A 26665-nucleotide genomic window follows, 5' to 3' on the forward strand; every position below is an offset into this window, starting at 1 on the left:
GACCCGATGGACGACCAGACCGACCGCCGCCCCCACGATCTGACACTCGGCGGCGACGCGCCGGAGCCCCGGCCTGTCGCCCGCTCCATCCGCCGCGGCGTGTTCAACCGCTGCCCGAAATGTGGCGAGGGACGGCTCTTTTCCGGCTTCCTGCGCAGCGTCGATCAATGCGCAGTGTGCGGCGAGCAGCTGGACCATCACCGGGCCGACGATTTCCCGCCCTATATCGTCATCTTCGTCATCGGCCATATCGTCGTGGCAGGCTATCTGGCCACCGAGCTGACGCTCACGCTGTCGAGCTGGGGCCAGCTGGCGATCTGGGTCCCTGTGGCGATCGTGCTGTCGCTTTTGTTGATGCAGCCCGCCAAGGGCGGTGTCATCGGCCTGCAATGGGCCTTGCGTATGCACGGGTTCAGTGGAGAAGACGACCAGCCGGCGGACCTCTTGTCGCCGCGAGACGATGCGCGATGATCAACCGGTTGGAGCGGATGGAGGCCACGCCGATCACGGCGCGTCGCGCAGCCTTGCGCCCGCGCGAGGCTGCGGCGCTGATGCTGATCAGCCGCGCCGGCGCCGAGCCGAAGGTTCTCGTCGGCCGCCGCTCCTCCGCCCATGTCTTCATGCCGGACGTCTACGTCTTCCCCGGCGGGCGCCGCGATGCGGGCGATCATCGCCTCCCCTATGAGAGCGACCTTGCGCCGGAGGTGCTCGCCCGCCTTCGGCGGCTGGGGCTCAGCGCAACGCGGGCCCGGGCGCTGGCGCTGGCCGCCATTCGCGAGATGCACGAGGAAACGGGGCTCATCGTCGGCGGCGCGCGCGAGGGGGTTGCCCTGCCCCTCTCCGCCGGTCTCAAGCATCTGCGCTATATCGCCCGTGCGGTGACTCCGCCCGGCCATCCCCGCCGCTATGACACGCATTTCTTCGCGCTTTTTGCCGACGAGGTCGGCATCGACCCGGCGAGCGCGCGCGACAGCGACGAGCTGTCCGACCTGCGGCTCGTCTCGATCGCCGATCCCTCGCCGGTCGCGGTGCCCGACATCACCCGCACCGTGCTCTCGGCGCTTGCCGAACGACTTTCAGCCGATCCGGAGTTGGGCTTCGAGGCACCGGCACCCTATTTCCACGTGCGTCATGGACGCTTCATCCGCGACCTACTGTGAGGACACCGAATGTCTGATCCATCCCCCGGCAAGACCCTGCCGGTTGAGGAGATCCACTGGCTATCGCTGATCGCCGCCCTGGCGGCGGTGACGACCGTCGGCATCGCCATCGGCCTCGGCGTGCCGCTGCTGTCGATCATGATGGAGAAGCGCGGCATCTCCTCGACGCTGATCGGGCTCAACTCCACCGTGGCCGGCCTTGCCTCCATGGTCGCAGCCTCCTTCACCACCCGCCTCGCCCATCGATTCGGCGTCGCGCCGGTCATGGTCTTCTCGGTGTTCATGGCGGCGCTGCCGGCGCTCGGCTTCTACTTCGTCGACAATTTCTGGCTCTGGTTTCCGCTGCGCATCGTCTTCCAGAGCGGCATCACGATTCTCTTCGTGCTCTCCGAGTTCTGGATCAATGCCACCGCCCCCTCGCATCGGCGTGGCCTGGTCTTCGGCATCTACGGCACGGTGCTCTCGCTCGGCTTCGCGACCGGCCCGCTGCTCTTCTCGATCCTCGGCAGCGAGGGCATTCTCCCCTTTGCCGTCGGGGCCGGCATCATCACGCTGGCCGCGATCCCGATCATCATCGCCCGGCGGGAAAGCCCGATCATCCACGAAATGCCAGAGATGCATTTCCTGCGCTATGTCTTCATGGTGCCGATGGCGACCGCCGCGGTCTTCGTGTTCGGGGCCGTCGAATATGGCGGGCTCTCGCTCTTTCCGGTCTATGGCACGCGCATGGGCTTCACCGAATCGCAGGCCGCGCTGCTGCTCACCATCATGGGTGTCGGCAATCTGATCTTCCAGATTCCGCTCGGCCTGCTCTCCGACCATATGCGCGACCGCAGAAAGCTGTTGATAGCGCTGACGGTGATCGGCTTCGTGGGGGCGCTCTCGCTTCCCTGGCTGGCGCTGCACTGGGCGACGCTCGCGGTCGTGCTGCTGCTGTTCGGCGGTATCGTCTCGGGCCTCTATACGATCGGCCTCAGCCATCTCGGCTCCCGCCTGCACGGGCCGGAGCTCGCGGCCGCCAATGCGGCCTTCGTCTTCTGCTATGCGCTGGGAACGGTGGCGGGACCCCAGGTGATCGGCACCTCGATGGATCTGTTCGGAAACCAGGGCTTTGCCTGGTCGATTGCCGGTTTCTTCGGTCTTTACATCCTGCTCTCCCTGCTCCGCCTCGTCTATAACCCGAAACGGGCTTGACATTTCGGGCGCGATTTGTAGTTTCGCGCCACGTTCGCCGGGGCCTTCTCACGAAGTCCGGCTTCTTTTTTTCAAAGGCAGGACGACCATGGCGAAAGCTGCAAAAATCAAGATCAAGCTGCTGTCGACGGCCGACACCGGCTTCTTCTACGTGACTTCGAAGAACAGCCGCACGATGACCGACAAGATGACCAAGACCAAGTATGACCCGGTCGTCCGCAAGCACGTGGAATTCAAGGAAACGAAGATCAAGTAAGCTCTTCGCGTTCCGGGTCGTTCGAGACCCGCAAAGAGGCGCCGGCAGCTCTGCCAGGCGCCTTTTTCTTTGCCTGGAGCACGGGGGGCCGTGCGGGCTCAACATTACGGTGATGGCGGCAGCGCTCTTGCTTGTCGTCCGATCATGATCAGCGGGGAGCAACCATTTCCCAAAACAAAACGCCGCTCGGCCCGGCAGGCAGAACGGCGTTGTGTTCGATAGGATGTCGGCTGGCACGCGGCGGCACGAGGAACCGTCTTGCATACCAGCCGACAAACCCCACGACCCAGGAGATGCGGCGGACCTGAGCATCATGGGGTAAGTCTTGCCCCGAAAGGCAGAAGCAATGCTGATGACAATGACTGAGAAATTGCGAAGGTCAACGTTTTCTTAAAAGAACCACGCCCTTGCGTTCGTTTGTGGTTAATTTCAAGACACTAGAGCCGAGCCGGAATGCTGTGCCACAACGGCGCGCGCTCTTTCCCCTCTTCGCCCTTCGCCACAGCGGACCGGTGCAAGCCCTTGTTGCAGATGGTTTTTTGCAAAAACCTGCGGAACAACCGAGAAGCGAATAGGAGAATGCCCAGTTCGCGTCGCCTCGCACGCCGAATATTGTATACATTCAAGCCTCTAGCGGGCGCCGAGGCCCGCCGGCCAGCGAAATCCCACCGCATGCTGTGGAAAACGCGGCTGGTGCGCGACTCACTCGATCACGCGGCGGCTGCAACCACCTGATTCCGCCCATTGCGCTTGGCCTGATAGAGCGCGGTGTCCGCACGCTTCATCAAGCCCTCCGGCGTATCGCCCGGCAGGAAGCTCGCCAGCCCGAGCGAGGCGGTGATGGAAAGCGACAGCGCACCGTTATCGATAAGGAACGGCTGACTTTCGATCGTGTGCCGCAGGCGCTCGGCGATGCCGCTGGCTGCCGCCCCATCCGTGTCCGGCATGACGAGCACGAACTCCTCGCCCCCGAAGCGGCAGGCAAGGTCTGCTCCGCGCACGACGGAGCGGATGCGGCGCGCGAACTCGCGCAGAACCTCGTCGCCCACATCATGGCCATGGCTGTCATTGACGCTCTTGAATCGGTCGATATCGGTCATGCAGACGGTGAGCGCGCGGTTGCGCTGGGCGGCGCGCTCCATCAGGAGGCGGATGTGGCTGTCGAGATAGCGGCGATTGTGAAGCCCGGTCAGCCCATCCGTCACGGCGAGCTCGATCGTCTGGTGAAGGCTCGCGCGCAGCCGGTCATTGCACTGCTTGCGGCGAATCTGGGTCAGGCTGCGGGCCATGAGCTCGTTGGGTTCGATCGGCCGCATCAGATAGTCGGTGACGCCGAGGTCCAGCGCGCGGACCAGCACCTCCTCCGCCCCCTGCTCCACCACCAGCAGAATGGGGATGTAGCGCGTGCGCTCCAGCGAGCGCAGCTGCGAGCAGAGCCGCAAAGGATCGTAATCCTCGAAATTGGCGTTGACGATGATGAGATCGAAGGCGCGCTCGGCCGCCTCGAACAGCGCTGCCTGCGGATCCGCCATGGCGGTCATCTCCGCCACCGGGCGCAACACGCGCCCGATTCGTTCCTGCGAGCTGGCGCGCGCATCGACGAGCAGAATATGGCCGGGCTCGTCCGGCCGGTCGGAGCGCAGCGCCTCCTCGAGGCCGATCGTGCGCGCCGTTTCGGCCCGCAGCCGCAGCTCGTCGCTGACATTCTTCAGCCGCACGAGGCTCTTGACCCGCGACATCAGCTGCAGATCGTTGACAGGCTTGGTCAGAAAATCATCGGCACCGGCCTTCAGACCGCGCACACGGTCGGAAGGCTGGTCAAGGGCGGTGACCATGACCACCGGAATATGCGACGTGCGGGGATTGGCCTTCAGCCGCTCGCAGACCTCGAAGCCGTCCATGCCCGGCATCATGACATCGAGCAGGATGAGGTCGACCGGCTGACGGTCGCAAATGGCGAGGGCGGCAAAGCCGTCGGCAGCGGTCAGCACGTCGAAATACTCGGCCAGCAACCGGGCTTCGAGCAATTTGACGTTGGCCGGAATATCGTCAACGACAAGAATGCGTGCGGTCATGCGTTCTTTCCTGTCTGAGCCCTGCAGCCGAAAAATGGCGCAGCATTTGGCCTCGAGAAGCCGCCATCATGGCGGCCCGTGTGTCAATGAATGAGCTCGGCAGGGCTCTCGCCCCCAAGGAACGGACTAGCCGTCGCCGAGATAGGTCTTGATCGTTTCAATGAATTTCGGCACCGAGATGGGCTTCGAGACATAAGCCTCGCAACCGCCCTGGCGAATGCGCTCCTCATCCCCCTTCATGGCGAAAGCCGTGACGGCAATCACCGGGATGACATGCAATTCATCATCCTCTTTCAGCCATTTCGTGACTTCCAGGCCAGACACTTCCGGCAACTGGATGTCCATGAGAATCAGGTCGGGCCGGTGCCGGCGGGCCAGTTCCAGCGCCTCCATGCCGTTGCGGGTCTGGATCGTGGTGTAGCCGGATGCTTCGATCAGGTCGCGGAAGAGCTTCATGTTCAGCTCGTTGTCCTCGACGATCATCACCTGTTTCGGCATGGGCACCTTCCTTTGGGCGGGCCGACCCTTGTGAGGCCAGGCCCTGCGGCGGACCGAGCCAAGAATGGACCGGTCTCCGCATCGAGAGTTAGGTCTATTTGGTTGAAAAAGAGGAAATCATCGGCGAGAAAAGCCGAGCTCCACGAAAAAAGGCCTGCCTTATGACCCCCGCCGACGAAACGGCCATTGCCGTGCTCGCCTGGATTGCCAACGAACCGGACCTGCTCGGCCGCTTCCTTGCCTTGACCGGAACCGACCCCTCGACGCTCCGCAGTTCCGCTGCCGATCCGGGTTTTCTGGCCGGCGTGCTCGACTTCGTCATGGACCACGAACCGACCTTGATGGCCTTCTGCGCGGCCACCGACACAAAGCCGGAAACGGTCGTGCGCGCCCATGCGGTCCTTGCCGGCCCTCGCGGCGATACCGGCAGCATCTGATGGCCGAGCCCCTCTCCTTCGATCATATTTCCTTGACCGACCGACCTCTGATCGTCTGCGATATCGACGAGGTGGTGCTGGAGTTCCTGACCCCGTTCCAGGGCTTCCTCAAGGCCGGCGGCTGCACGCTGCTTCCCCGCTCCTTCCGCCTGCACGGCAACATCATTCGCCAAGCAGACGGCGAGCCGATCAGCGAGGCGGAGGTCAGTGCGCTGATCGAGGCGTTCTTCGCAGCCCAGCTCGACTGGCAGGGACCGGCCGCCGCGGTCTGCGAGACGCTGGAAAGCCTCTCGGCGGAGGCGGACATCGTCTTCCTCACCGCCATGCCGCCGCGGCACGCGGCCCTGCGGCGCGCGCTGCTCGACCGCCATGCGCTGTCCTTCCCGCTGCTCGCGACGGAAGAGCCGAAGGGTCCGGTGGTTCGGCGCCTTCATGACGGCCGCAGCCAAAAGCTGGTGTTCATCGACGATATCCTGCGCAATCTTCATTCGGTGCGCGACCACGCGCCGGACTGCCTGCTGATCCATCTGATCGCCAATGCCGAGTTCCGGGCGATGATGCCGACACCGGGACCGGACATCGCCGCCGCCGCCGACTGGCCGCACGCCGCCGCTCTCATCCGCGCCCACCTCGCGGCCTGAGCGGTCTCTTATCCACATCCTTCCCAAGCCGGCAGGCACCACGGTCTTGCGCCTTTGCGTGGGCGGGCATAGGGTCGGTTTGTTCAATCTTTGTTCCGGTGCGTGCCATGTCGTTCGATCCTGCACGTCACCCGGCCTTCTGCCGGGATTGCCTGGCCGGCCTTCAGGCAGGCCTGTCTGCGCAGCGGCGCCGGTGTATCGCCTGCGGCAGCCCGCGGGTGGTCGAGCATGACGAGCTCTATGCGCTGACGCTCGCCCATATCGATTGTGATGCCTTCTATGCCTCGGTGGAAAAGCGGGACGCGCCGGAGCTTGCCGACAAGCCGGTCATCATTGGCGGTGGCAAGCGCGGCGTGGTGTCGACCGCCTGCTACATCGCCCGCATCCATGGGGTGCGCTCGGCCATGCCGATGTTCAAGGCGCTCGAAGCCTGCCCGGACGCCGTCGTCATCAAGCCCGACATGGAGAAATATGCCCGGGTCGGCCGGCAGGTCCGCAGCATGATGCAGGATCTGACCCCGCTTGTTCAGCCGCTCTCGATCGACGAGGCCTTTCTGGAGCTAAAGGGCACCGAGCGGCTGCACCGCGATCCCCCCGCCCGCACGCTCGCCCGCTTCGCCAAGCGGGTGGAGGCGGAGCTGGGCATCAGCGTTTCGGTCGGCCTGTCCTATTGCAAGTTCCTCGCCAAGGTCGCCTCCGACCTTCAGAAGCCGCGCGGCTTCTCCGTGATCGGCAGGGCCGAGGCGCTGTCCTTCCTTCAAGACCGCCCGGTCACGACGATCTGGGGCGTCGGGAAAGCCTTCGCCGAAACTCTGGCGCGGGATGGGATCCACACGATCGGCCAGCTGCAGCGCATGGAGGAGAGCGACCTCATGCGGCGCTACGGCACGATCGGCCAGCGGCTGGCCCGGCTGGCGCGCGGGCAGGACGAGCGCGCGGTCGAGATCAATGGCGAGGCGAAGAGCGTCTCCGCCGAGACGACCTTCAACGACGATCTCTGCGACCATGCCGATCTGGTGCCGCATCTGCGGCGATTGAGCGAAAAAGTAGCGCTGCGGCTGCGCAAGGGGCAGACCGCCGGCCAGACGGTGGTCCTCAAGCTCAAGACTGCCGACTTCAAGATCCGCACGCGCAACCGCAGGCTCGAAGACCCGACCCAGCTTGCCGACCGGATCTTCCGCACCGGCCTGGCGCTTCTTCAACGCGAAGCGGATGGCACCCGCTTCCGTCTGATCGGCATCGGCGTCAGCGATCTGGCCGACCCGTCCCGCGCCGACCCGCCGGATCTTGTCGACCACCAGGCCGCGCGCCGCGCCGCCGCGGAAGCGGCGATGAACCGGCTGCGGGACAAGTTCGGCCGCGGCAGCGTCGAGACCGGCTATACCTTTGGCCACCGCCAAAGGGGCGACTAAGAGCACGCCCCACCATCGAGAGCCGTAGTTCGCGCATCGCGCCGGCGGGGCTCGTTCGACAATCATCTGTGCATAACGCCCCGAAAGCCCTCCCTGCACACAGCCGCAGCGTGTGTCAGTCGAAGGTGACAAAGCTTCCTTAAAGTTTGCCGGCCTAGGCTGGAGGAAGGCCCCTGCGCCCGGTCAGCCGCATGGCGCGCCGGTGTCGGGGCAAGATCAGGCATGGGATGGTGGTCATGGTTTCTCGTTTTTCACCGATGCTCGGTCTGCTTGGAATGGTGCTCGGCGCGGGCAGCGCACTCGCCGCGGGCGGCGCGCCGCTGCAGGTGATCGTGTCGAAGGATCAGCAATCGCTGGTGGTCTATGATGGCGACACGGTGGTCGCCACCTCCAATGTCTCCACCGGCAAGCGCGGCCACGAGACACCGACCGGCATCTTCTCGATCCTGGAGAAGCGCAAGTTCCACGCCTCCAACATCTATTCCAACGCGCCGATGCCCTTCATGCAGCGGCTGACCTGGTCCGGCATTGCGCTGCACGGCGCGCGGCATGTCCCGCCGCGTCCCGCCTCGCACGGCTGCGTGCGCCTGCCGGAAAGCTTTGCGAAGAGCCTATTCTCGATGACCGGCCGTGGCCTGCACGTGATTATTGCTGGCGACCAGCTGGTGCCACGCCTTGTGGACGAACCCGCCCTCTTCCAGCCGACTCCGCCCACGCCGCAGCTTCTGACCGATGCGACGCTCCGCCCGAGCATGGATCATCCGCCCGGGACCGCCGTGGAAGTGGCGATGAGCACGCCGGCGCCTGCGCAGGACGCCGGGATCGAGGCGGACGACCGGGCGCCGATCCGCATCCTCATCACCCGCCGCGGCCCGCGCGAGCACATGCTCGACCTGCAGGGCGCGCTGTCCGACCTCGGCTTCTACACGGGGCCGCTCGACGGCGCCGCCGGCAGCCAGACTGCGGAGGCCATTCGCGCCTTCGAACGGGCGGAGCGTCTGCCGGAGACCGGCCGTGACGGCCCCTCCGTTTCGCAAGCGATCTTCGCCAAGACCAAGCGCCCGCCGCCGCCCAACGGCCAGCTCCTCGTCCGCCGCGATTTCGCGCCGCTCTTCGAAGTGCCGGTCACGATCGCCGATCCGACGGTGGCGCTCGGCGTCCACTTCTTCCAGTTCCAGGATCGCGACCCGGACAGCGGCAAGGGCAAATGGTTTGCCCTGTCGCTCGACAATGCCCTGCCCGGCCCGATGCGCAAGCGCCTGGGCATCACCGTCCAGGCCGATTCCCATGCGGACGGCGCGGCGGAAGCAAGCCTCAAGCGGATCGCCATTCCCGAGGAGGCGCGCCGGCGGATCGAGGCGCTGCTTGCGGACGGCTCTTCGCTGACCATTTCCGATCTCGGCCTCGGCCAGGAAACCGGCCGCGGCACGGATTTCGTCACGGTGACGCAGGAGCGGAAAGGCTGAGCCGTGAGGCCTGCGCCTCTCACCCTCTCCTGCCCCGCGCCGACTTGAACCCCACCATCACACAAGAGGAGATTTTGATGGGTGTGACACTGAAGATCGGCGAGCCGATCTCTCTCGACCTGCTGACCATGTCGGATTTCACGATCCAGTCGCAGAGCAAGAAGGCGATCGTCGGTTTCGTCGACGGTTTCAAATTCGTCATCCGCGGCGAGAACCTGGCGATCAGCCAAGGCAACCCGGTCAAGGGGACGATCTTCGGGCTCGAGGTGACGAATGGCAAGGAGCCGGTTCTGTCGCTGACCGGGCTCAAGCTTTCGGTCGCCAAGATCAACGATCTCGTGGAGGACGGCAATGAGAGCGGGCTCGCGGCTCTCTTCAAGCAGGCGTTCAACGGTCCGGACAAGCTCTATGGCGGCGACCAGGACGACACGCTGATGGGCTTTGACGGCAACGACCTGCTGAAGGGCGGGCGCGGCGATGACAGCCTTCATGGCGGCAAGGGGAACGACAAACTGATGGGCGGCATCGGCGCCGACGATCTGTTCGGCGACGCCGGTGCCGATCGCTTCGTCTATGCCTCGGTCACCGACTCCAACGAACGGCTCGGCACCGACACGATCTTCGACTTCTCCCGCAAGAGCGGCGACAGGATCGACCTCGCCGGAATCGACGCGAACAGCCTCTCCGCCGGCAACGGCAAGTTCAGCTTCATCGGCACGAAGGACTTCACCGGCAAGGCCGGCGAGCTGCGCTACGAGAAGATCGACGGCGAGACGCTGATCTCCGGCGACACCAATGGCGACGGCCGTGCCGACCTGACCCTTCGCCTCGACACCGCCATCACGGTGACCAAGGATTTCTTCGATCTCTGAGGGGCGATCGCCCGATCGGCAGTCGACCCATCGATCATCACAGGCGCCGGTTCTGCCGGCGCCTTTCTCATGCGGTCAGGAGACCAGCTCCACATCGATCACGCCGGGCGCGCTGCGCAGCGCCGCGGCGATCTCGTTCGACAGGCGATAGCGGTCGGAGAGTTCCACTTCGATCTCGCGCTGGCCATTGTCCTTGATGACGATGAAGGACACGGCGCCATCACCGCGCGTGTTGAGATGCGCCGCGATCGAGCGCAGCGGCCCGGAATCGCGCACATACACCCGCAGCGCCTTCTGCATGTCGCGCGAGCGCTCCTCGAGCGATTGCAGGGTCTGGATCCTGAGACCGATGCCCTCCGGCCGCTCCTCCGCCTGCACGGTCATCACAAGCGAGGTTCCCGGCTCCAAGAGATCGCGATACTGGGCGAGCATTTCGGAAAACAGCACCGCCTCGAACTGGCCCGAACTGTCGGAAAAGGCGACGATGCCCATCTTGTTGCCGGTGCGGGTCTTGCGCTCCTGCTTGGAGGTCACCGTGCCCGCCAGCCGCCCGGCGGTTGCTCCCTTCTTCACCGACACGGCGAAATCGGCAAAGGTCTGGACCCGGATCTTCGCCAGGAGGTCATTATAGGTGTCGAGCGGATGGGCGGAGAGGTAGAAGCCCAGCACCTGGAATTCGCGCTGCAGCTTCTCGGACGCAAGCCAGGGCGTATAGTCCGGCAGACTGATCTTCTCCGGCCCCGTTGCCGCGCCGGCGCCGAACATGTCGTGCTGGCCGCGCAGCCGGTTCTCGGCGGCGAATTGCGCGAAACCGAGGATCCGGTCGAGCCCGGCAACCAGCGCTGCGCGATCATGGCCGAAGCAATCAAAGGCGCCGGCCGAGATCAGGCTTTCGAAGACCCGCCGGTTCAACAGCTTCGGATCGATGCGCAGGCAGAAATCTTCGAGACTCTCGAACGGCTTGTCGCCACGCACCGCGACGATGTGATCGACCGCCGCCTCGCCGACGCCCTTGATCGCATTCAGCGAGTAGAAGATGCAGTTCTCCCCGGTCTCGAACCGCCGGAAGGAGGTCTGCACGGAGGGCGGGACGACGGTAATGCCGAGACGGGCGGCATCCTGGCGGAAATCCACCAGCTTTTCCGTGTTCGCCATATCGAAGGTCATCGAGGCCGCGAGGAACTCGACCGGATAATGCGCCTTCATATAGGCGGTCTGGTAGGACACGATGGCATAGGCCGCCGCATGGCTCTTGTTGAAGCCGTAATTGGCGAACTTCGCCAGAAGATCGAAGATCATATCGGCCTGCGCCTTCTTGACCCCGTTCTTCACCGCGCCGTCCACGAAGCGGGCGCGCTGCTTGTCCATCTCCTCCTTGATCTTCTTGCCCATGGCGCGGCGTAAGAGATCGGCCTCGCCCAGCGAATAGCCCGAGAGCACCTGGGCGATCTGCATCACCTGCTCCTGGTAAACGATGACGCCCTGGGTTTCCTTGAGCAGGTAATCGATGGTTGGATGGATCGACTCGATCTCCTCCTCGCCATGCTTGCGCGCATTGTAGACCGGGATGTTCTCCATCGGGCCGGGGCGGTAGAGCGCGACCAGCGCGATGATGTCCTCGATGCAGTCCGGCCGCATGCCGATCAGCGCCTTGCGCATGCCGGAACTTTCCACCTGGAACACGCCCACCGTATCGCCGCGCGACAGCATCTCGTAGGTCTTCTGATCGTCGAGCGGCAAGGCCTCCAGCACGACGTCGATCTTGCGCTTGGCGACGAATTCGACCGCTGTCTTGAGAACCGTCAGCGTTTTCAATCCCAGAAAGTCGAATTTGACGAGGCCGGCCTGCTCCACCCACTTCATGTTGAACTGGGTGACCGGCATGTCCGAGCGCGGATCGCGATACATGGGCACCAGCTGCGAGAGCGGCCGGTCGCCGATGACGATGCCCGCCGCATGGGTCGAGGCGTGGCGGTAGAGGCCCTCGATCTTCTGGGCGATATCGAGCAGACGGCCGACCACGGGCTCCTTCTCGGCCTCCTCCTTCAGCCGCGGCTCCTCCTCGATCGCCTTGGACAAAGGCGTCGGATTGGCCGGGTTGTTCGGCACCAGCTTGCAGATCTTGTCGACCTGGCCATAGGGCATTTCCAGTACGCGGCCGACATCGCGCAGCGCCGCGCGCGCCTGCAGCGAACCGAAGGTGATGATCTGCGCCACCTGCTCGCGCCCATATTTGGACTGGACGTAGCGGATGACCTCTTCGCGCCGATCCTGGCAGAAGTCGATGTCGAAGTCGGGCATCGAGACGCGTTCGGGGTTGAGGAAGCGCTCGAACAGCAGCGAGAAGCGCAGCGGATCGACATCGGTGATGGTCAGCGCATAGGCGACCAGCGAACCGGCGCCCGAGCCGCGCCCGGGACCCACCGGGATATCATTCTGCTTAGCCCATTTGATGAAGTCGGACACGATCAGGAAGTAGCCTGGAAACTTCATGCGCTCGATGACGCTCAGCTCGAAATCGAGCCGTTCGCGGTAATCCTGCTCGGTATAGCCGGCCGTCATGCCGAGCGTCCGGATGCGCATCTCGAGGCCGGCGACCGACTGGCGGCGCAGTTCCTCCGCTTCGGCGCGTTCCGCTTCCTGCGGATCGTCGGAGGCGCCCGTGAAGCGCGGCAGGATCGGCCCGCGCGTCTTCAGCACGAAGGCGCAGCGCCGCGCGATCTCGACCGTGTTGTCGATCGCCTCAGGCAGATCGGCAAAAAGTGCGGCCATGTCCTTGCGGCTCTTGAGATAATGGTCGGGCGTCAGGCGGAACCGGCTGTCGTCGGAGACCATGGCATTGTGCGCCACGGCCATCAGCGCATCATGCGCGTCATAGTCGTCAGGCGTCGGAAAGAAGGGTTCGTTGGTGGCGACGATGGGCAGGTCCATGCGGTAGGCGAGTTCGAGCAGACGGCCCTCATGACGCCTGTCATACCGCCCATGGCGCTGCAGCTCGACATAGAGCCGATCGCCGAAGGCGGCGCGCAGCCCCTCCAGCCGCCGCTCGGCCAGCGCGGCATTGCCCGCCCGGAGCGCCCGGTCGATCGGCCCGCTGGCAGCCCCGGTCAGGGCGATCAGCCCATCCGCAGCCCCATCCTGCAGCCAGGAGAGCGCGATGCGGGCACTCTGGCTGCCCTCCCCGTCCAGGTAGGCGCGGCTGACCAGCGAGACGAGATGGGCATAGCCCGCGTCGCTCGCGGCAATCAGCACGATCGACGGCAGCTTGACGAGATGCTGTGCGTGGCCACGCTTGTCCCCCTCGCCCTCGTCTTCCATGTCGATGGCCATCTGGCAGCCGATCAGCGGCTGGATGCCCTCATCCATACATTTGAGCGAGAATTCGAGCGCAGCGAAGAGATTGTTGGTGTCGGCAATGCCGATCGCCGGCTGGGCATCGGCGGCCGCCTTGGCGATGATCTTCTTGACCGGCAGCGCGCCTTCCAGCAGCGAAAAGGCCGAATGGACCCGCAGGTGCACGAACTGCGGCGCCGCCCTGGTCTCCTCGCCTGTCCCCTGCATTGCGCTGAGTTCCGCCATGTCCGACTCCTGCTTGTCACGAGCCTCGACCATACAGCGTCGCGCCACCGGGGGCGACCGGAACCTTGCGCTTCTCCCCATCTGCCGGCGGCAACGAACGGGGCAGCCTCACGCGAACCGAAGCGCCTTTCCGGCAGAAGACGGGCGCTCCGCCTTGCCCCGTGCCGGTGCTCCGATCAGAGACCGAGAAGGAGGATCGAGAAGCTGGTGATGAACATGGCGATGGAGGTCAGGGCAGCCAGATCACGCAGGAAGTCGGACATGGGAATCTCCTTTTCGTTATGTTCCCTTTATGTACTCATTTTGTTCCTTGATCAAGAGGGCGATTTGCAGGATGGTTAAGGCCATATACGCGATTCGTGTTTGAGGAGACAATGATGATCGACCACCTCGGCTTTCCCGTGCGGGATCTCGAACGGTCTTCCGCCTTCTATGACTCGGCCTTCGTGCCGCTCGGCATCAGCCGTCAGATCGAGGTCACCGTGGAGATGAGCGGCGGCGAGGCGCATCTGGGCTATGGCGTGCCCGGCGGCCCCTTCTTCTGGATCTCGAACGGCCGGGCGATCGAGGGCCGGCTGCACGTCGCCTTCGCCGCCAAGGACCGCCCCACGGTTGACGCCTTCTACGCAGCGGCACTGGCAGCCGGCGGCCGCGACAACGGCCCCCCGGGGCTGCGGCCGCACTATCATGCGGATTACTATGGCGCCTTCGTCCTCGACCCCGACGGCCACAATATCGAAGCCGTCTGCCACAGCCCGGCCTGAGCGCCGGCCTGGCTTTGGGAAAGCAAGACGGCGCGACTTATCACCCAGACGGAGACCAACCATGTATGATCATATCGAGATCCCCGTCGCCGACCTCGATCGCGCGCGGCTCTTCTACAACGCGGCGCTGACGCCGCTTGGCATTGTCTGCGATGTCGACATTCCCCACACTCCGCCCGAAGAGCGCGGCCTCCTCGGCTATTACGGGGAGACCGGGCCAGCCTTCAGCCTGCTTGGCGGCGGGCCGGTGATCGGCTGCGTGCAGCTCGTCTTCGCGGCGCCCGATTGCGCGGCGGTGGCGGCGTTTCGGCTGGCGGGCTTGGCAGCCGGCGGGTCCGAGGCCAGCCATGGGTCAGGCCTTCCCGTCGTGGGGACGCCTTTGTGCCGCGCGGCTCTTTTCGATCCGGATGGGCATCGGATCGAAGCGGTCTGCGCGGCAGTGCCTTGAGAACGGCTCAGTCGAGCTCGACCACCTTGCCGGCTTCCAGCGTCACGCGCCGGTCCATCATGGCGGCCAGGTCGTGATTGTGGGTGGCGATCATGGCGGCAAGGCCGGATTGCTTCACGAGGGCCTTCAGCGCCTCGAAGACATAGCCGGCGGTCTTCGGGTCGAGGTTGCCGGTCGGCTCGTCGGCCAGAAGAACCCGCGGCGCATTGGCCACCGCGCGGGCGATCGCAACGCGCTGCTGCTCGCCGCCCGAAAGCTCGGCCGGGCGATGCTCGCCGCGATGGCCGATGCGCATATAGTCGAGCAGGGCGGCGGCCCGCTCGCGCGCTTCCTTGCGCGGAAGCCCGGCGATCAGCTGCGGCATCATGATGTTTTCCACCGCCGTGAACTCGGGCAGCAGATGGTGGAACTGGTAGACGAAGCCGATATCGTTGCGGCGGATCGCCGTGCGGGCAGCATCGTCCAGCGTGCCGCAGGCGCGGCCGTTGATCATCACCTCGCCGCCATCCGGACGCTCCAGAAGCCCGGCCAGATGAAGCAGGGTGGATTTGCCGGTGCCGGACGGCGCAACCAGCGCGACGGTCTGCCCGGTCATCAGGCGGAAATCGGCGCCCTTGAGGATCGAAAGCGATTGCTCGCCCTGATCGTATCGGCGTTCGACCGCCGCCAGTTCCAGTGCCACGCGCGGCGCCATGTCATGCACTCCGGGTCATTCGTAACGCAGCGCCTGCACCGGATCGAGCCGGGATGCGCGCCAGGCGGGGAAGATGGTTGCCAGGAAGGACAGGCCGATCGCCATGCCGACCACGGCCACCGTTTCCCCGAGGTTCATATCGGCCGGCAGCTGGCTGAGGAAATAGAGCTCCGGGTTGAAGAGCGTCGTGCCGGAGATCCAGGAGAAGAACTGCCGGATCTTTTCGATGTTCAGGCAGACGAGCACGCCGAGGCCGACGCCGGCAAAGGTGCCGACGATGCCGATCGCCGCGCCGGTCATGAAGAAGATGCGCATGATGGCCCCAGAGGTCGCCCCCATGGTGCGCAGAATGGCAATGTCGCTGCCCTTGTCCTTCACCAGCATGATGAGGCCGGACACGATGTTGAGCGCGGCCACCAGCACGATCAGGGTCAGGATCATGAACATGACATTGCGCTCCACCTGCAGGGCGGAGAAGAAGGTCTTGTTGCGGTCGCGCCAGTCGCTGATCAGCACCGGCCGCCCCGCCGCGTCCTCCACCGGCTGGCGAAGACTGTCGACCAGATCCGGGTTCTGGACGAAAAGCTCGATCGATTGAACGATGCCTTCCGCGTTGAAATAGAGCTGCGCCTCCTCGAGCGGCATGAAGATGATCGAGGCGTCATATTCCGACATGCCGATCTCGAAGATCGCCGACACCGTGTAGGATTTGACCCGCGGATTGACACCCATCGGCGTCACATCGCCTTCCGGCGCCACCAGCGTGATCGTGCTGCCTGCCTGCAGGCCCAGCTGATCGGCCATGCGCGAGCCGATCGCGACACCGGTGCCGGCGGCAAAGCCGGTCAGGTCGCCCGATTTCAGATGGTCGGAAATCGAGGTCATCTTGGTCAGATCCTCGGCGCGCACGCCCCGCACGAGCGCGCCGGTTCCCGCCCCACCCGGCCCGGAGGCGAGCGTCTGCCCCTCGATCATCGGGATCGCCATCGTCACCCCGGTCACACCGGAAAAGCGGGTGGCGAGGTCGGCATAATTGTCGAGCGGGCCATCGAGCGGCTGCACGATCATATGCCCGTTGATGCCGAGGATCCGCGAGATCAGCTCGGTGCGGAAGCCGTTCATGACCGCCATGACGATGATGAGCGTCGCCACGCCTAGCATGATGCCGATGAAGGAGAAGCCGGCGATGACGGAGATGAAGGCCTCCTTGCGCCGCGCACGCAGATAGCGCCAGGCCACCAGCCGCTCGAAGGCGGAGAAGGGTCGGCTCGCAGGCGGGCTGGCCGCGGTTTCGTCCGTGGTGGCGGCGCTCATCGGCGATCCTTATCTGGCGGCAGTCAGCTTGGCGATGGCCGCGTCGATCGACAGCGTTTCGCGCGCGCCGGTCTTCCGGTTCTTGATCTCGACCTCGCCGGCGGCAACGGCGCGCGGCCCGGCAATGATCTGCTGCGGCACGCCGATGAGGTCGGCGGTCGCAAACTTCGTCCCGGCGCGGTCGTCGGTGTCGTCATAGAGCACATCGAGCCCGGCCTTCGTCAGTTCGGCGTAGAGCCGCTCGCAGGCCGTGTCGCAGGCCGCGTCGCCCGCCTTCATATTGATCACGACTGCATCGAACGGGGCGACCGAGTCCGGCCAGATGATGCCGTTCTCGTCGTGCGAGGCCTCGATGATCGCGGGAACCAGGCGCGTCGGCCCGATGCCGTAGGACCCCATATGGACCAGATGCTCCTTGCCGTCCGGCCCCTGCACCTTGGCGCCCATCGGCTCGGAATATTTCGTGCCGAAATAGAAGATATGGCCGACCTCGATGCCGCGCGCCGAGAGACGATCGCTCTCGGGGATCGCCGCAAAGGCGGCCTCGTCATGCATTTCGGAGGTGGCGGCATAGACCGAGGTCCACTGGTCGAAGATCGCCTGCAGGGCGGCAACATCGTCGAAATTCGTGTCTTCCGCCGGAATGTCGAAACTCACGAAGTCCTTGTGGCTGAACACTTCCGATTCGCCCGTTTCGGCGAGGATAATGAATTCGTGGCTGAGATTGCCGCCGATCGGCCCGGTATCGGCGCGCATCGGGATGGCGCGCAGCCCCAGCCGCGCAAAGGTGCGCAGATAGGCGGCGAACATCTTGCGATAGGAGTGCTCGGCGCCCTCCTTCGTCAGGTCGAAGGAATAGGCATCCTTCATCAGGAATTCGCGCGACCGCATGGTGCCGAAACGGGGGCGGATCTCGTCGCGGAACTTCAGCTGGATGTGGTAGAGGTTGAGCGGCAGGTTCTTGTAGGACTTGACCGAGGAGCGGAAGATGTCGGTGATCATCTCCTCATTCGTCGGGCCATAGAGCATCGGGCGCTCCTGGCGATCCTTGATCCGCAGCATCTCCTTGCCGTAGGCGTCGTAGCGCCCGCTTTCCTGCCAGAGCTCGGCCGATTGCAGCGTCGGCATCAGGAGCTCGATGGCGCCGGAGCGGTCCTGCTCCTCCCGGATGATGCGGTTGACCTTGTCAAGGACGCGCTTGCCGAGCGGCAACCAGGAATAGATGCCCTGGCTCTGCTGTCGGATCATGCCTGCCCTGAGCATCAGGCGGTGAGACACGATCTCAGCTTCCTTGGGGTTTTCCTTGAGGATCGGCAGGAAATAGCGGGAAAGACGCATGAAGGGTTCCAGTGTGGCGCGCGCCCCGCATCAAGCAGCGGATTGGGGCGGAAAAAGGTTCGGTACAGGGCGGGCCTTGCGCGGCGCCTGCGTGCAAGAGCAGGCGAATCCGGCGCATGTCCGCGGACGGAGCGTTCTTAGCCGGTTCGGCTTGGGAAGGAAACTCGCAAAGCCGCGGCGAAAACGCGGTGGGATCAAGCTGTTGCCCCGGCTTTCGCCATGCGCGAAAGGGAGCGAAATAAGCAAAAACGGCCATTCAAAGTCAATCGAAAAATTTTCTGCCTGTGTAGCAAATTTGCAAAAAAACGGGTGACAAGCCGGGAAAAGCCAGATAATTTTAGCTTACAAAACAGGCAGGCGCATCAAATCCTGCTGAATTCGCGGTCAAGTCTTGGGAGGATCAGATCTTCGGCGCGATCACACGCAGCCGTCCGGAAACGGAAACAGATCACGCGAAACTCAAAAAACAAGGCGATTGCCTTGTTTTTTTTTGTCCTGATGCCAAGCGGCCCGGGCATTTGCCGACGGCAATCTGGCGACTCACTGCAAAGGCGCTTCATGCGGCCCTCGCCCGTCAAGCCCTGGAACGCGACTGCGAGCAACTGTTCAAAACTTGGGCAAAAGCTACAGGGGCTTTCCACGGGTGCGGAGAACCGTGGGAGATCGCGCGGAATGGAATGTCAGACCAGGCTTTGTCAGTAGAATTTCGGCACGATGTCCGGGAACGTATCGAGCCCGATGCCGAGTTTGACGGAGAAAAGATACCACCCCAGATGGATGATGGCCGCCAGCACCGAGGTGAGGCCGAAGACGAGCAGAGGACGGAAGCGGGCCGGCGCGCTCTCGACGGTGCCGGGCACCACCTCGTCGGCTTCCGCCTGCGTCCGGAGTCCGAGCGGCAGCACCAGAAACAGTGTCAGCCACCAGATGATGAAATAGATCGCGAAGATCGAAAACAGCGCCATCGAACCCTCCCCTCGCCGCGCAACGCGGCATCCGATCCAATGCCCCTGCTCACGCCTGGTCCCTCCATACACCGGCGAATGGGGGGCGGACAATGCGATAGACTGTCCCGCCCCTTCGCGCGGCGCTTTCGGCCTCAGGCGACGCGGTTGATGAACACCGTTACGAGCGGCTTCTTGCCCCAGACGGAATTTGCCTCGCCCCGCACTGCGCGCCGAACGGCCTCCTGGACGAGGCCCAGATCCCGCCGCTTGCCGCGCGGGATGCTTTCGACCGCGCCGAGCACGGCATCGTAAAGCGTATCGGCCATGTCCTCGCCCTCGTCGTCATACTCCGGCAGGCCGATCGGCACGACCACCGGATCGCCGAGGAAATCATAGCGTTCGTCGAGGAGCACGTTCACCGAAACATGGCCGGCAAAGGCCAGCTTGCGCCGGTCGCCGATCCCCATCTCCTCGAAATCGCCGATCAGGTCGCCATCCTTGAAGATGCGTCCATGCTCGGCTTCGCCGATCTTGACGGCCGGTCCCGGCGCGAGGCGCAGGATATCGCCATTGCGGACGAAGGGCACCTCGGGAATGCCCGATTGCAGGCCGAGCTCGCGCTGGGCGGTCAGGTGTGCGGCCTCGCCATGCACCGGCACCAGCAGCCGCGGACGGATCCACTGATACATCTGCTGCAGCTCGTTGCGCCGCGGATGGCCGGAGACATGCACCAGCGCCTCATGATCGGTCACCACATGGATGCCCTGCTCGATCAGGCCGTTCTTGATGTCGTTGATCGCCTTCTCATTGCCCGGAATGGCGCGTGAGGAGAACACCACCGTATCCCCTGCAGAAAACGCAACATTGCGCAGCTCGTCCCGCGCGATCTTCGCCAGCGCCGCGCGCGGCTCGCCCTGGCTGCCGGTCAGGATTACGACCACCTTGTCGCGCGGGATATAGCCGAACTCATCCTCACCGATAAACGGCGCGACACCGTCCATCAGCCCGACATCGCGCGCCACCTGCACGACGCGCTTCATGGAGGAGCCGAGCAACAGAACTTCGCGCCCGGCTGCCGAGGCGGCCTTGGCGATCGAGCGGATGCGGCCGACATTGGAGGAGAAGGTGGTTATCGCCACACGGCCTTCGGCCTTGCCGATGACCTCGGTCAGGCTGGCCGCCACCTCTTCTTCCGAAGGGGAGACACCGTCGCGCATCGCGTTGGTCGAATCGCACATCAGCGCGAGCACGCCCTCGTCCCCGATTTCGGTGAAGCGCTGCTTGTCGGTGAGCGGGCCGAGCGAGGGCTGGAGGTCGATCTTCCAGTCGCCGGTGTGCACCACATTGCCGAGCGGGGTGCGGATGACGAGCGCCATAGGCTCGGGAATCGAGTGGTTGACGCCGACAGCCTCGACCTCGAAGGGTCCGATCTGGATGCGATCACCTTCCTTGAACGGGGTGATCGGCACCTCGCTGCGCGAGCGCTCGTAATTGCGCTTGGCTTCCAGCATGCCGGCGGTGAAGGCCGAGGCATAGACCGGAACATTGAGGCCCGGCCAGAGATCGGCAAGCGCCCCGTAATGGTCCTCATGGGCGTGGGTGATCACGATGCCCTTGAGGTTCTTCCGCTCCTTCGCCAGGAAGCTGATATCGGGCAGGACGAGATCGACGCCGGGCAGATCCGGACCCGGAAAGGTCACGCCGCAATCCACCATGATCCACTCGCGGTTCTTGGCCGGCCCGTAGCCGTACAGCGCGAGGTTCATGCCGATTTCGCCCACGCCGCCCAGCGGCAGGAACACAAATTCATGTTTGTCCGTCATCAGAGGACTTTGTCCTTTATCATCCGAAAAATACATCGCCGGCGGCAATGAGCCGGCGACGGCCGCTGTCCTCGGTCAAGACAAGGCGGCCTTCGTCATCAATGTCGTCGAAACGCCCGAGGAGCGTTTCGCTCGTCAGCCGCACGGTAATAGGGCGCCCGAGCCCGATGGCATGGCGCCGCCAGCGGGCAATGACCGCAGATAGGCCTGCCCCGTGGTCCCAAAGCGCCAGCATGTCTGCCATGGCGATGAGAAGATGGGCAAAAACCTCGTCCGGCGCGGCCGTCGCGCCTTCCGCGCCGAGCCGCGCAACCGGATAGAGCGCCGCCTCGGGCGCATGCGCAATATTGATCCCGCAGCCGATGACCAGAGCCTGGCGGCCATCCGGAAGTTGCTCGGCCTCGAGCAGGATGCCGGAAACCTTGCGGCCATGGATCAGCACATCGTTCGGCCATTTGATGTCCGGCACGCCGGCACCCGGCGGCAGCACCGACTGGACCGCGTCGCGCACGGCCACCGCAACGGCAAGCGGCAGGCTGGCAAGGGCGGCCGCGGGCGCTGGGTCGATCAGCAGCAGCGAGGCATAGAGGTTCCCGGGCTCGGAGGTCCAGGAACGACCACGCCGGGCGCGACCTTCGGTCTGCCGCCCGGCGGTTATCCAGAGCTTGCCCGGATCGCCGGCCCGCGCGCGGGCCAGCCCCTCGGCATTGGTAGAGCCCGTCGCCTCGAGCGCGACGTGCCGGTAGGCGTCATAGGCCGCCTGCGGCAGCGCGCGTCCCTCGCTCAAAAGAACGTCCGCGCCGCGACGTCGGCAGCCGAGCCGATCGGTCCGCCGATCAGCACATAGGCAACCAGGAACAGGCCGGAAAGGCCGTAGACCAGTTTCAGCGGCGTCGCCGGACGCGCGAACTCGCCCTGCGGCTCATCGAACCACATCAGCTTGACGACGCGCAGATAGTAATAGGCGCCGACCACCGAGGCGAGAACGCCGATGATCGCCAGCGCATAGAGCTTCGCCTCGATGGCTGCCAGGAACACGAAGTACTTGGCGAAGAAGCCTGCCAGCGGCGGAATGCCGGCCAGTGAGAACATCAGCGCCGTCAGCACGACCGCCATGAACGGATTGGTCTGCGAGAGGCCTGCCAGATCCTGGACCTCTTCGACCACCTTGCCGTCCTTGCGGCGCATGGCGAGGATGCAGGCGAAGGTCCCGAGCGTCATGACCATGTAGATCAGCATATAGAGCACGACGCCGCGAACGCCGGCGACCGAGCCGGCCGAAAGGCCGACCAGCGCATAGCCCATGTGACCGATCGAGGAATAGGCCATCAGGCGCTTCAGGTTGCGCTGGCCAATGGCCGCGAAGGAGCCGAGCACCATGGAGGCGATCGAAATGAAGACGATGATCTGCTGCCAGTCGGCGGTGACCGGCTCGAAAGCGGTGATCACGACGCGGATGAGCATGGCGATGGCGGCAATCTTCGGCGCACCGGCAAAGAAGGTCGTGACCGGGGTCGGCGCGCCTTCATAGACGTCCGGCGTCCACATATGAAACGGAACGGCCGAGATCTTGAAGGCGACGCCGGCAAGAACGAAGACCAGGCCGAAGACGAGACCCAGCGACCGTCCCTCCTGCAGGGCAGCCGCGATTTCGGTAAAGCCCGTATGGCCGGTGAAGCCATAGACCAGCGACATGCCATAGAGCAGCATGCCGGAGGACAGTGCGCCAAGCACGAAGTACTTCAGGCCCGCTTCGGTCGACTTCACGTCGTCGCGGTTCATGGCGGCGACCACGTAAGCGGCGAGCGACTGCAACTCGAGCGCCATATAGAGCGACATCATATTGTTGGCCGAGGCCATCAACAGCATGCCGAGCGTGGCGAGCACGATCAGCACCGGATATTCGAACCGGTCAATCCCATAGAGCTTCGACTGGCCGGCGCCGAGGAAAAGCGCGATGATCGAGGCAATGAGCACGAGGCCTTTCATGAAGCGCCCGAAAGCATCCGAGACGAAGGCGCCGTTGTAGGCGACGCCGTCGCCCGTGGTGAAGAGCAGCAGGCCGGCCACGGCCAGGAGCGCGATGGCAAGCCAGGTGACGATCCCGGTGGCGCGCTCGCCGATGAAGACGCCGATCATCAGCAGAGCGAGAGCTCCGAGGGCGAGCGTCAGCTCGGGCAGCGACAGCTGCAGGCTTGCGTTCAAGAGTTCAGCAGTCATCTCAAGCTCCGTCCCGTCAGTTCGCCGAAAGCGCAACCGACTGCGCTGCCTGCAGCGCGGCGGTGTAGTTGTTGATCACCAGATCGACGGAGGCCGCCGTGGCATCGAAGACCGGCGCCGGGTAGACGCCGAAGAAAATCGTCAGGAACACAAGCGGATAAAGAATGATCTTCTCGCGCGTCGTGAGGTCCAGGAGCCCCTTCAGCTTTTCCTTCTCCAGAGCACCCCAGATGACCCGGCGATAGAGCCAGAGCGCATAGCAGGCCGAAAGGATGACGCCGGTGGTGGCAAAGAGCGCAACCCAGGTGTTGGCGCGGAAGGCGCCGAGCAGGGTCGTGATTTCGCCGACGAAGCCGGAGGTCCCGGGAAGGCCGACATTGGCCATGGTGAACACCATGAACACGACCGCATACTTCGGCATGTTGTTGACGAGACCGCCATAGGCCGAGATTTCGCGGGTGTGCAAACGGTCATAGACCACGCCGACGCAGAGGAAGAGCGCCGAGGAGACGATGCCGTGCGAGAGCATCTGGAAGATCGCGCCCTGGATGCCCTGCGCATTGGCCGCGAAGATCCCCATCGTCACGTAACCCATATGGGCGACGGAGGAATAGGCGATCAGCTTCTTGATGTCCTGCTGCATCATCGCCACCAGCGAGGTGTAGATGATGGCGACGACGGACAGGGTGAAGACGAGCGGTGCGAACTGCTCGGAGGCGAGCGGGAACATGGAGAGCGAGATGCGTACCATGCCGTAGCCACCAAGCTTCAGCATGACGCCGGCCAGGATGACCGAGCCTGCGGTCGGCGCCTGCACGTGGGCGTCCGGCAGCCAGGTGTGCACCGGCCACATCGGCATCTTCACGGCGAAGGCCGCGAAGCAGGCGAGCCACAGCCAGGTCTGCATGCCGGCCGGGAAGCCGAACTTCAGGAGCTCGATCATATCGGTCGTGCCGGCCTGCCAGTACATGGCCATGATGGCGAGCATCATCAGCACCGAGCCGAACAGCGTGTAGAGGAAGAACTTGTAGCTCGCATAGACGCGCTCCTTGCCGCCCCAGACGCCGATGATGACGAACATCGGAATGAGGGTCGCTTCGAAGAAGACGTAGAAGAGCACGATATCGAGCGAGACGAAGACGCCAGTCATGACGACTTCGAGCAGCAGGAAGGCGATCATGTAGGACTTGATGCGCTTTTCCACCGACTCCCAGCTGGCGAGCACGCAGAAGGGCATCAGGAAGGTCGTCAGGATGACGAACAGCATGGAAATGCCGTCGACGCCCAGATGATAGGAGATGCCTGTGCCGAGCCAGGCGTGCTTTTCGACGAACTGGAAGCCCGGATTGGCATTGTCGAAGCCGGCCCAGATGAAGAGCGACAGGAGGAAGGTGACGACGGTCGTCAGCAGCGCGATGTTGAGCACATTGCGCCGGCCGCTGGCGCTGTCGTCGCGCGTGAGCAACAGGAGCACGACGCCGACCAGCGGCAGGAAGGTGACCGCCGAAAGAATGGGCCAATCGGTCATCAGAGGGAGCTCCCGAGCATCATCCAGGTAACAAGGGCGGCGATGCCGAGCAGCATCACGAAGGCATAGTGGTAGAGATAACCGGTCTGCAGGCGCACGACCCCTCGGGTCACGTCCATCACCCGGGCGGCGACACCGTTCGGGCCGAAGCCGTCGATCACGCGGCCATCGCCTTCCTTCCACAGGAAGGTGCCGATGCGCTTGGCCGGACGGACGAACAGGAAGTCATAGAGCTCGTCGAAATACCACTTGTTGAGCAGGAACTGGTAGAGCCCGCGATGCTGGCGCGCCAGCTCCTTCGGGGTTTCCGGCGAGCGGATGTAGAAATACCAGGCGGTGACGAAGCCGAGCACCATGGCGATGAAGGGGCTGAGCGCCACCAGCGCCGGCACATGATGGAACTCTTCCAGCAGCTCGTTTTCGGCCGACGTAAAGAGCGCACCCTGCCAGAACTCGCCATAGTGATGGCCGTAGAAATAGCCCTCGCCGAGCACGCCCGCAAAGAGCGCACCGAAGCCGAGCACGAAAAGCGGCACCAGCATGACCATCGGCGACTCATGCACATGGTGCATGACTTCGTGCGAGGCGCGCGGCTTGCCGAAGAAGGTCAGGAACATCAGGCGCCAGGAGTAGAAGCTGGTGAAGAGCGCGGCGATCACCAGGAGCGTGAAGGCAAAGCCGGCGAGTGGCGAATGCGAGGCATAGGTCGCCTCGATGATCACGTCCTTGGAGAAGAAGCCGGCAAAACCGACCGGGGTGAAGGGAATGCCGACGCCGGTGATGGCGAGCGTGCCGATCAGCATCATCGCGAAGGTGATCTTGATGTGCGGGCGCAGGCCGCCCATGTGGCGCATGTCCTGTTCACCATCGACGGCATGGATGACCGAGCCGGCGCAGAGGAACAGCAGCGCCTTGAAGAAGGCGTGGGTGAAGAGGTGGAACACGGCCGCGCCATAGGCGCCGACGCCGAGCGCCACGAACATGTAGCCGAGCTGCGAGCAGGTCGAATAGGCGATGACGCGCTTGATGTCGTTTTGCACCAGGCCGACGGTGGCGGCGAAGAACGCCGTGATGGCGCCGATCAGGGTCACCACGGTCAGCGCCGTCGGCGACAGTTCGAACAGCGGCGACATGCGGGCGACCAGAAAGACGCCGGCGGTGACCATGGTTGCGGCATGGATCAGCGCCGAAACCGGGGTCGGGCCTTCCATGGCGTCCGGCAGCCAGGTGTGCAGCAGGAACTGCGCCGACTTGCCCATCGCACCCATGAAGAGCAGCAGGCAGACGCCGGTGATCGCATCGGCGCGATCGAGCGACAGGCCGAACAGGCGGATGACCGCTTCGCCGCCTTCCGCAGCACCCTCGGCCGGCAGGTAGCTGGCCGCGGCGGCGAAGATCGTTTCGAAGGACACCGAGCCGAACAGCACGAAGACGCCGAAGATGCCGAGCGCGAAACCGAAGTCGCCAACGCGGTTGACGATGAAGGCCTTCATCGCCGCAGCACTTGCCGACGGCTTCTTGTACCAGAAACCGATCAGCAGATAGGAGGCGAGGCCCACGCCTTCCCAGCCGAAGAACATCTGCAGGAGATTGTCCGACGTCACCAGCATGAGCATGGCGAAGGTGAACAGCGAGAGATAGGCGAAGAAGCGCGGCCGATGCGGATCGTGGTGCATGTAGCCGATCGAATAGATGTGAACGAGGCAGGAGACCGTGTTCACGACCACGAACATGACGGCCGTCAGCGTATCGACGCGGAAGGCCCATTCGGTGTCGAAACCGCCGGACTGGATCCAGCGCATCACCGGAACGGTGATCATCTCGGTTTCACCCAGCCCGACGTGGAAGAACACGATCCAGGAGAAGACGGCGACGAGGATCATCAGGCCGCTGGTCACATATTCGGATGCCTTGGCGCCGGTGGTGGTGCCGAACAGGCCGGCGACCAGGAAGCCGATCAGCGGCAGGAAGACGATGGCTTTGATCAGGAGGTCCATGG

At 64.2% G+C, this 26665-nt stretch carries 23 protein-coding genes; 11 read left to right on the plus strand and 12 right to left on the minus strand.

Annotated features, from left to right (window positions below; translation table 11 throughout):
• The first annotated feature begins 6 nt into the window (after positions 1–6).
• The 4 genes from U8330_RS10760 (at position 7) to rpmG (ending at position 2610) form a co-directional block, all read left to right on the plus strand.
• Positions 7–471, plus strand: a complete 465-nt coding sequence (locus U8330_RS10760) for a DUF983 domain-containing protein (RefSeq protein ID WP_323105280.1) — start codon at positions 7–9, stop codon at positions 469–471.
• Complete coding sequence (locus U8330_RS10765; protein WP_323105281.1) at positions 468–1160, plus strand: NUDIX hydrolase; 693 nt, start codon at positions 468–470, stop codon at positions 1158–1160. The genes U8330_RS10760 and U8330_RS10765 overlap by 4 nt, the downstream gene beginning before the upstream one ends.
• Before the next feature lie 9 nt (positions 1161–1169).
• Entirely contained in the window at positions 1170–2354 is a 1185-nt protein-coding gene (locus tag U8330_RS10770) for an MFS transporter (protein ID WP_323105282.1), read from the plus strand.
• A gap of 88 nt (positions 2355–2442) precedes the next feature.
• On the plus strand, positions 2443–2610 hold the full coding sequence (rpmG, locus tag U8330_RS10775) for a 50S ribosomal protein L33 (protein WP_323105283.1): 168 nt from the start codon (positions 2443–2445) through the stop codon (positions 2608–2610).
• Between the two features lie 710 nt (positions 2611–3320).
• On the opposite strand, the gene U8330_RS10780 is transcribed toward rpmG, so the two are convergent.
• Both U8330_RS10780 and U8330_RS10785 read right to left on the minus strand, forming a co-directional pair.
• Positions 3321–4685 (minus strand): PleD family two-component system response regulator, encoded by a 1365-nt coding sequence (locus U8330_RS10780; RefSeq protein WP_323105284.1) that lies wholly within the window; start codon positions 4683–4685, stop codon positions 3321–3323.
• A gap of 126 nt (positions 4686–4811) precedes the next feature.
• On the minus strand, positions 4812–5183 hold the full coding sequence (locus tag U8330_RS10785) for a response regulator (RefSeq protein ID WP_323105285.1): 372 nt from the start codon (positions 5181–5183) through the stop codon (positions 4812–4814).
• A gap of 161 nt (positions 5184–5344) precedes the next feature.
• Between U8330_RS10785 and U8330_RS10790 the strand changes: the two genes are divergently transcribed.
• The 5 genes from U8330_RS10790 (at position 5345) to U8330_RS10810 (ending at position 10011) form a co-directional block, all read left to right on the plus strand.
• Positions 5345–5620: a DUF3572 domain-containing protein gene (locus U8330_RS10790; protein WP_323105286.1), complete on the plus strand. Its 276-nt coding sequence runs from the start codon at positions 5345–5347 to the stop codon at positions 5618–5620.
• The gene (locus U8330_RS10795; protein ID WP_416236916.1) at positions 5617–6261 is read left to right on the plus strand and encodes a hypothetical protein; all 645 of its coding nucleotides are present in this window, start codon (positions 5617–5619) and stop codon (positions 6259–6261) included. Before U8330_RS10790 ends, U8330_RS10795 begins: the two co-directional genes overlap by 4 nt.
• Positions 6262–6368: 107 nt before the next feature.
• Positions 6369–7673, plus strand: a complete 1305-nt coding sequence (locus U8330_RS10800; RefSeq protein ID WP_323105288.1) for a DNA polymerase IV — start codon at positions 6369–6371, stop codon at positions 7671–7673.
• Positions 7674–7909: 236 nt separating this feature from the next.
• A complete protein-coding gene (locus U8330_RS10805; protein WP_323105289.1) occupies positions 7910–9139 on the plus strand; it encodes a L,D-transpeptidase family protein in 1230 nt (409 codons plus the stop codon).
• Positions 9140–9216: 77 nt separating this feature from the next.
• The gene (locus tag U8330_RS10810; RefSeq protein WP_323105290.1) at positions 9217–10011 is read left to right on the plus strand and encodes a M10 family metallopeptidase C-terminal domain-containing protein; all 795 of its coding nucleotides are present in this window, start codon (positions 9217–9219) and stop codon (positions 10009–10011) included.
• Between the two features lie 75 nt (positions 10012–10086).
• Here the strand turns inward: U8330_RS10810 and dnaE are convergent, their stop codons facing one another.
• On the minus strand, positions 10087–13590 hold the full coding sequence (gene dnaE, locus U8330_RS10815) for a DNA polymerase III subunit alpha (protein WP_323105291.1): 3504 nt from the start codon (positions 13588–13590) through the stop codon (positions 10087–10089).
• Between the two features lie 377 nt (positions 13591–13967).
• On the opposite strand from dnaE, the gene U8330_RS10820 reads away from it, so the two are divergent.
• Both U8330_RS10820 and U8330_RS10825 read left to right on the plus strand, forming a co-directional pair.
• Positions 13968–14354: a VOC family protein gene (locus U8330_RS10820; RefSeq protein WP_323107253.1), complete on the plus strand. Its 387-nt coding sequence runs from the start codon at positions 13968–13970 to the stop codon at positions 14352–14354.
• A gap of 61 nt (positions 14355–14415) precedes the next feature.
• Positions 14416–14802 (plus strand): VOC family protein, encoded by a 387-nt coding sequence (locus U8330_RS10825; protein WP_323105292.1) that lies wholly within the window; start codon positions 14416–14418, stop codon positions 14800–14802.
• A gap of 7 nt (positions 14803–14809) precedes the next feature.
• Here the strand turns inward: U8330_RS10825 and U8330_RS10830 are convergent, their stop codons facing one another.
• From U8330_RS10830 to nuoL, 9 genes are all read right to left on the minus strand, one after another.
• Complete coding sequence (locus U8330_RS10830; protein WP_323105293.1) at positions 14810–15496, minus strand: ABC transporter ATP-binding protein; 687 nt, start codon at positions 15494–15496, stop codon at positions 14810–14812.
• Between the two features lie 15 nt (positions 15497–15511).
• Positions 15512–16810: a lipoprotein-releasing ABC transporter permease subunit gene (locus U8330_RS10835; RefSeq protein WP_323105294.1), complete on the minus strand. Its 1299-nt coding sequence runs from the start codon at positions 16808–16810 to the stop codon at positions 15512–15514.
• 9 nt (positions 16811–16819) lie between these two features.
• Complete coding sequence (gene proS, locus U8330_RS10840; protein ID WP_323105295.1) at positions 16820–18148, minus strand: proline--tRNA ligase; 1329 nt, start codon at positions 18146–18148, stop codon at positions 16820–16822.
• A 695-nt stretch (positions 18149–18843) separates the two neighbouring features.
• Entirely contained in the window at positions 18844–19113 is a 270-nt protein-coding gene (locus U8330_RS10845) for a DUF1467 family protein (RefSeq protein ID WP_323105296.1), read from the minus strand.
• Positions 19114–19247: 134 nt separating this feature from the next.
• A complete protein-coding gene (locus U8330_RS10850) occupies positions 19248–20918 on the minus strand; it encodes a ribonuclease J (protein ID WP_323105297.1) in 1671 nt (556 codons plus the stop codon).
• A gap of 19 nt (positions 20919–20937) precedes the next feature.
• Positions 20938–21705 carry a biotin--[acetyl-CoA-carboxylase] ligase gene (locus tag U8330_RS10855; protein ID WP_323105298.1) on the minus strand — a complete coding sequence of 256 codons (768 nt, stop codon included), beginning with the start codon at positions 21703–21705 and terminating at the stop codon, positions 20938–20940.
• Positions 21702–23138, minus strand: coding sequence for an NADH-quinone oxidoreductase subunit NuoN (gene nuoN / locus U8330_RS10860; protein WP_323105299.1), 1437 nt, complete (start codon positions 23136–23138; stop codon positions 21702–21704). Before nuoN ends, U8330_RS10855 begins: the two co-directional genes overlap by 4 nt.
• 16 nt (positions 23139–23154) lie before the next feature.
• The gene (locus U8330_RS10865; protein ID WP_323105300.1) at positions 23155–24666 is read right to left on the minus strand and encodes an NADH-quinone oxidoreductase subunit M; all 1512 of its coding nucleotides are present in this window, start codon (positions 24664–24666) and stop codon (positions 23155–23157) included.
• Positions 24666–26663: an NADH-quinone oxidoreductase subunit L gene (gene nuoL / locus U8330_RS10870; protein ID WP_323105301.1), complete on the minus strand. Its 1998-nt coding sequence runs from the start codon at positions 26661–26663 to the stop codon at positions 24666–24668. Before nuoL ends, U8330_RS10865 begins: the two co-directional genes overlap by 1 nt.
• Positions 26664–26665 lie beyond the last annotated feature (2 nt).

Source organism: Rhizobium sp. CC-YZS058 (genome assembly GCF_034720595.1).
Lineage (GTDB): Bacteria > Pseudomonadota > Alphaproteobacteria > Rhizobiales > Rhizobiaceae > Ferranicluibacter.